Origin of the sequence: Burkholderia sp. Tr-862 (assembly GCF_011753085.1) — a bacterium.
In the GTDB taxonomy this organism is placed as follows: domain Bacteria; phylum Pseudomonadota; class Gammaproteobacteria; order Burkholderiales; family Burkholderiaceae; genus Burkholderia; species Burkholderia ambifaria.
The window spans coordinates 1-5,549 of sequence record NZ_VWWG01000264.1; the positions used below are offsets into that span (position 1 = coordinate 1).

The window sequence follows — 5,549 nt, forward strand, 5'->3', positions numbered from 1 at the left end:
TGCCGATTACGGGCTGCTGCCGTCGCTGCTGCGCGCGTTCGGCGCGCGCTATCCGCAGGTGCGGCTGCAACTCGCGGAGGCGACGAGCGACGTGCAGATCGACGAACTCGTCGCGGGACGCATCGACGCGGGGCTCGTGATTCCCCCGGTGCCGCCGCGCCACGCGGCCGGGCTGTCGTACCTGCCGGTCGTGCGCGAGCCGCTGGTGGTCGCGATGCCGGCGGCCGTGGCGCCCGACGTGCCCGAGGACGAGCCCGTGCATCTGGCCGACCTGGCCGCGCTGCCGCTGGTGATCTTCCCGCGTCGTTTGGCGCCCGGCTTTTATGACATCATTACGGGCTGCTACGGCGCGGCGGGGGAAACCCCGCACATCGGCCAGGAGGCGATCCAGATGCAGACGATCGTCAGCCTCGTGTCGGCCGGCATGGGCGTCGCACTGGTGCCGCAATCGCTGCGTAACCTGCGGCGCACCGGCGTGGTCTACCGGCCGCTCGCCGGCGACGCGCCGGTCGTCGAGACGGGCCTCGTGTGGCGCACGGGCGATGTCAGTCCCGTGCTCGCCGGCTTCATCGACGTCGTGCGCGCGCACGGTCTCGCCACGTGATGCGAACGATGGCGCGCCGGCGCCGTCCAATGCGCGGAGCGGCGCCGGTGCGAGCGCCGTACCGCATTCGAAAACTTCATCGCTAATCCATGATCATTCACCCGAATTTCGACCCCGTAGCGATCCATCTCGGGCCGCTGGCCGTGCGCTGGTACGGCCTCATGTATCTCGTCGCCTTCATCGCGGCGATCGTCGTCGGCCGGATCCGCCTGAAGCTGCCGCATGTCGCGGCGCAGGGCTGGACCGCGAAGGACATCGACGACATGATGTTCTACGGCGTGCTCGGCACCGTGCTCGGCGGCCGGCTCGGCTACGTGCTGTTCTACAAGGCCGACTTCTACTTCTCGCATCCGCTCGACGTGTTCAAGGTGTGGGAGGGCGGGATGTCGTTCCACGGCGGCTTCCTCGGCGTGACGCTCGCGATGGTGCTGTTCGCGTGGCAGCGCAAGCGCCACTGGCTGCAGGTCACCGATTTCGTCGCGCCGATGGTGCCGGCGGGACTCGCGGCCGGGCGGCTCGGCAACTTCATCAACGGCGAGCTGTGGGGCCGCGTGACCGATCCGAATTCGCCGTGGGCAATGCTGTTCCCGGGCGCGATGCGCGACGACGCGGCATGGCTGTCGAAGCATCCGGCGCTCGTCGAGAAGTGGCATCTCGCCGACGTGTTCATGCAGTACCAGATGCTGCCGCGCCATCCTTCGCAGCTCTACGAAATCGCGCTCGAAGGCGTTGCGCTGTTCTTCGTGCTGTTCTTCTTCTCGCGCAAGCCGCGGCCGTTGGGTGCGGTGTCCGCGCTGTTCCTGATCGGCTACGGGCTCGCGCGCTTCACGGTCGAATTCGCGCGCGAACCGGACGACTTCCTCGGCCTGCTCGCGCTCGGCCTGTCGATGGGGCAGTGGCTGTCGCTGCCGATGATCCTCGCAGGCATCGCGCTGTTGGTGTGGGGCTACCGCCGCCGCCCGGTGAATGCGGCTGCGTGATGGGGTTGCGTCGTGCGCGAGGTGGTTGCGTCGCGCGCGAGCAGTGCGACGTATGATGCGTGATGCGATGCCGATGCACATGATCGGCATCGCATCGATCGCAGGAGCGCAAACGAAAAACGCCGGCCCGAGGGCCGGCGTTTTCGCATCCGCCGAGTGCGGCGCGATGTGCGTTACTTCATCTGCACCGAGCCGTTGACCGTGACCGACACGGTCGCCTTGCCGCCTTCGACCGCGATCGGTGCGCTCATCTTCGCGCTGTCCATCGGCGCCGCGGCCATCGCCATCATGCGCGGATACGGCTGCACGTTGCGCCCGCCGCCGACGTTCACGTCACGGATCGAGTAGCTGCCGTAGCCGAAGGCCTTCGCGGCTTCGTCCGCGCGCGCGCGGAACGACTTGATCGCTTCGGTCGTGAGCTTCTGCTCGGCCGCGCGCTGCGCTTCGGGCGACAGTGAGAACTCGACGTTCGCGATCTGCATCTGGTTCGACAGCTGGCCCGCGAGCTTCGACGCCGCCGCGAAATCGCGCGATTCGAGCACGACTTCGGTACGGCCGCGCCATGCGGAGATCTTGCCGTCGCGATCGGTGCTCGGATACACGGAGAACGCACCGGTGTGCGCGGTGACGCCCGACACGCCCTTCGCCTGCGCGAGTGCGGCATCGGCGCGCTGGTTCAGCGCGGACGTGAGGCTGCCCGGGTCCTTCGCCTGCTGTTCGTAGAACAGCGTGATGTGGATGATGTCCTGCGGCACGTCGGCGCTGGCCTGCGACGACAGCGACAGCACGCCCGCCGGCTCCGGGAAGTGCGGGTTCGCGGTCTGCGCATGCGCGGCCGGCGACGCGAGCGTCAGCGCGACGGGCACGGCGGCGGCGAGGGCGAGCGACAGCGCGAGTGCGGTTTTCTTGGTCATTGTTGGACTCCTTGTGCGAGGGCGCGCACGCGGATTACGCGTGCGCGACGCGGGCGTGCCGCGCGACGAAAAAACGGCCGTCGGCCCGAGCGGGCGACAGCGGTTGCTTAGGCTGCGCGAACGCGCCGCGAGTTCCGTGGCGGTGGCGCGTGTTGACGGGATTTGACCTTTGGCTTGCGCGTGCTGCGCGTGCCTGCTGCGCGCGCCTACTTCATCAGCTTTTCGGTGATGAAGCGCCATTCGGCGCGCGTGACCGGCGTGATCGACAGCCGGTTGCCGCGTGCGAGTACACGCATGTCGGCGAGTTCGTCGTGTTCGCGCAGCGCGGCGAGCGGCACGAGCGGCGACTTTTTCACGAAGCGCACGTCGACGAGGAGCCAGCGCGGTGCTTCCTGCGTCGACTTCGGATCGTAATACGGGCTTTTCGGATCGAACTGAGTGGGATCGGGGTAGGGCGTCGACGAGACTTCGGCAAGGCCCGCGATGCCCGGCTCGGGGCAGCTCGAGTGATAGAACAGCACACCGTCGCCGATCTTCATCGTGTCGCGCATGAAATTGCGCGCCTGATAGTTGCGCACGCCGGTCCAGGGCAGCGAGTGCTGCGGCGCGTGGGCGAGATCGTCGATGCTTGCTTCGTCCGGTTCGGACTTCATCAGCCAGTATTGCATGGATCGTGATCGATGCAGAAAGGGCGTGACGGCCTGCCTGCATACGCGTTCGGCATGCAGGCAGACCCTGAAAAGGAAACGGCATCGGGAGTTCCCGATGCCGTTGAATAGGTCCCCACCTTGGCCGCTAGGCCGGCATCCTGAACCTGAGGTTCAGAATTGGTCGCAGTTAGCAGCACTTCGGGTACATCAGACAGAGTGACGCGCGCGCCCGTGCTACAAATTTCCGCAACCGTGCACATGGCATTGGTTCAAGGAATATATGACCTTGGCGAACCAGGCAGGGAAGCTGACTGAACTGTGTTTCGTTGCGCCAATTTGACCACCGTTGATCGCCGAGATCAAGGGGAATCGACGCATCGATCAAACGTTACTGCGTCTCGTGCTGTGCGAGCACCGCGCCGAGCTGTTCGTTCATCTGGTGCATTGTACGACGGATTTCTTCCGCCGGAAATGCTTCACCGTGCCGCACGCTCGTTTGCAGTCGCAGCAATTCGGATGCGAGCGACAGGGCCGCCATCACCGCGATGCGATCGGTGCCGCGCACCGAGCTGTTCGAGCGGATTTTCGACATTTCGGCATCGACGCGCGCGACGGCCTCGAGCAGCGCCGCTTCGGTCTCGGCCGAGCAGGCGAGCCGATAGGGCTGACCGAGAATCGAGACTTCGATCTGCTTGGTGCTCATGCATGTTCTCCGTGGCTGGCCGCGTCGTCGCTATCCGGGCGCGCCTGCGCATCCAGCAGATCGAGCTGGTTGTCGGCTTGCTCGGCGCTCTTCGTGCGCGGCAGCTTTTCGAGAATCGCGTTCAGTTTGACCTGAGCGTCGTCGATCTTTGCCGACAGCGTGTCGCGCTCGGCCGCGAGTGCATTGCGTTCGTCGCGCAGTTGCGCGAGTTCCGCGCGGACGGTGTCCGCTTCCGCGCGCATTTGCGCGACCTGCTCCTCGAGCGCGAGCCGTTCCGAGTGATAGCGCTTGTTCAGCGAGATCAGACGGCCAATATTTTGAGATAAAGTTTCGAGTTCGTTGAGCATCTGCTGCGTCCTCTAAAGACCCAGCATTTTAGCGCGGAATAACGCGCATTCCGACATCTGTAACGTTTCCAGTCGTAACACCCCCGCTTCTTGCCGCGAATATGCGCGTCCGACGCGCTCCCGGCATGCGTTTGGGCGCTTTCTTGACGCTCGTGCGGCCCGCTCCTAAACTGGCGCCGCCTCGGTGCTCGCGCGTGCGTCGCGCGGTTAAACGGGAAGCAGGGCGCGTGCTCCGCACGGAGATCGCCAACCTGCGCTGCCCCCGCAACGGTAAGCGGCCGCGTCGCATGACGCAGGCCGGCTCGGGCGCGTTTCGTGTGCAGGTCGCACGCGGGCGCGGGCCACTGCGCGTGAAACGCGCGGGAAGGCGAGCCGGTACGCCGCCAGCCCGGATACCGGCCGAGACGAGGAGCCTGCACGGCTTCATGACGCGCGGCCTGCGGGGAAGCGGGGCGCGCAGTGCTCCACGGGACTTGTCTTCGATGCTGACCCCAATCGTTCGTCCGGCGCCCGGTTCGTGCCGCGACGTGCCGCTTGCCATCGTCGCGCAGGCTGCGGCATACACGGATCCGTCGGGAGGGCGACGTCGCACCTCAAGCGGCGCCGCGATCCGTCGCGCGGCGCGCCGACGCACCCTTGCCGCCGGAAGTCGCCGTTGCCGAGCCGATCGTGCTTGACGGTGACGCCGGCGCGACACCGGTCGACCCGATGGGGCGGCTTCCACTATATTGCGCAGAACGTCGGCCGCGCGAACGTGCGGCTCGACGGATCGCGGCCGTGTGCGCGGCCGTATGGCGTCGGCTCGACCGACGTGCGGCCAGACGCCACATCGCGCGACGCGAGTGGCGAAACGCGGAATCGGGGGGCCGATCGCCGCACGCGGTATCGTGCGTCGATGGCGGTGAATCGCGCGTTCGGCTGCGCGTGGCGCCTGAGCCGTGCGCACAATGATTCGGGCGGCACGCGGCGCGCCGCGACCACGGGATCGTCAATCCTGCCGCGCGCGATGACATCGCCCGGTCGGCGGTCGTCCGTGCACACATCAACAACCTGCTCAACAAGGATGGCGAGCTTGCGTATGCCTACAACACGCCGCGGCGCGATGCCCGTGCCGCGCACGGCCGGCAACGGCGATAAGCGAAGGCGTCGTGCGTCGTGCACGATGTCGTGCACCACATGAGCGCCGCGCGTGCCGCGTCGATCTGGGCCGCACTCGCGGCCGTGGTCGCGCTGCTGTTCGTCGCGTCGCTGTCGATCGGCAGCGTGCCGATGTCGCCGTGGCAGGCGCTCGCGTCGCTCGTGCCGCACGGCGGCGACGCGCTGTTCGCCGACATCGTGCGCACGCTGCGGC

Annotated in this window: 7 protein-coding genes, 1 other RNA gene, 1 pseudogene and 1 riboswitch; of the genes and pseudogenes, 3 read left to right on the top strand and 6 right to left on the bottom strand. The window is 67.0% G+C overall.

What is annotated here, in order from left to right; genetic code table 11:
* Together F3J14_RS33180 and lgt are read left to right on the top strand one after the other, a co-directional pair.
* A partial coding sequence (locus F3J14_RS33180) for a LysR substrate-binding domain-containing protein (RefSeq protein WP_166726503.1) occupies positions 1-604 on the top strand: 604 nt, incomplete at its 5' end.
* Between the two features lie 89 nt (positions 605-693).
* A complete protein-coding gene (gene lgt, locus F3J14_RS33185; RefSeq protein ID WP_166726504.1) occupies positions 694-1,584 on the top strand; it encodes a prolipoprotein diacylglyceryl transferase in 891 nt (296 codons plus the stop codon).
* A 173-nt stretch (positions 1,585-1,757) separates the two neighbouring features.
* On the opposite strand, the gene F3J14_RS33190 is transcribed toward lgt, so the two are convergent.
* From F3J14_RS33190 to F3J14_RS33215, 6 genes are all read right to left on the bottom strand, one after another.
* Positions 1,758-2,498: an SIMPL domain-containing protein gene (locus F3J14_RS33190; RefSeq protein ID WP_006750009.1), complete on the bottom strand. Its 741-nt coding sequence runs from the start codon at positions 2,496-2,498 to the stop codon at positions 1,758-1,760.
* A gap of 206 nt (positions 2,499-2,704) precedes the next feature.
* A complete protein-coding gene (locus F3J14_RS33195) occupies positions 2,705-3,166 on the bottom strand; it encodes an EVE domain-containing protein (RefSeq protein WP_006750008.1) in 462 nt (153 codons plus the stop codon).
* 108 nt (positions 3,167-3,274) lie between these two features.
* Positions 3,275-3,456: non-coding RNA, 6S RNA (gene ssrS / locus F3J14_RS33200), on the bottom strand.
* Positions 3,457-3,536: 80 nt separating this feature from the next.
* Entirely contained in the window at positions 3,537-3,851 is a 315-nt protein-coding gene (locus tag F3J14_RS33205; protein WP_006478091.1) for a cell division protein ZapA, read from the bottom strand.
* Positions 3,848-4,198 (bottom strand): hypothetical protein, encoded by a 351-nt coding sequence (locus F3J14_RS33210; protein WP_006750007.1) that lies wholly within the window; start codon positions 4,196-4,198, stop codon positions 3,848-3,850. Before F3J14_RS33210 ends, F3J14_RS33205 begins: the two co-directional genes overlap by 4 nt.
* A 165-nt stretch (positions 4,199-4,363) precedes the next feature.
* Positions 4,364-4,617: riboswitch (cobalamin riboswitch) on the top strand.
* Between the two features lie 304 nt (positions 4,618-4,921).
* A complete protein-coding gene (locus F3J14_RS33215; protein WP_166726505.1) occupies positions 4,922-5,374 on the bottom strand; it encodes a hypothetical protein in 453 nt (150 codons plus the stop codon).
* Between F3J14_RS33215 and F3J14_RS35965 the strand changes: the two are divergent.
* Positions 5,375-5,549, top strand: a pseudogene (locus F3J14_RS35965) (iron ABC transporter permease); the annotation flags it as partial.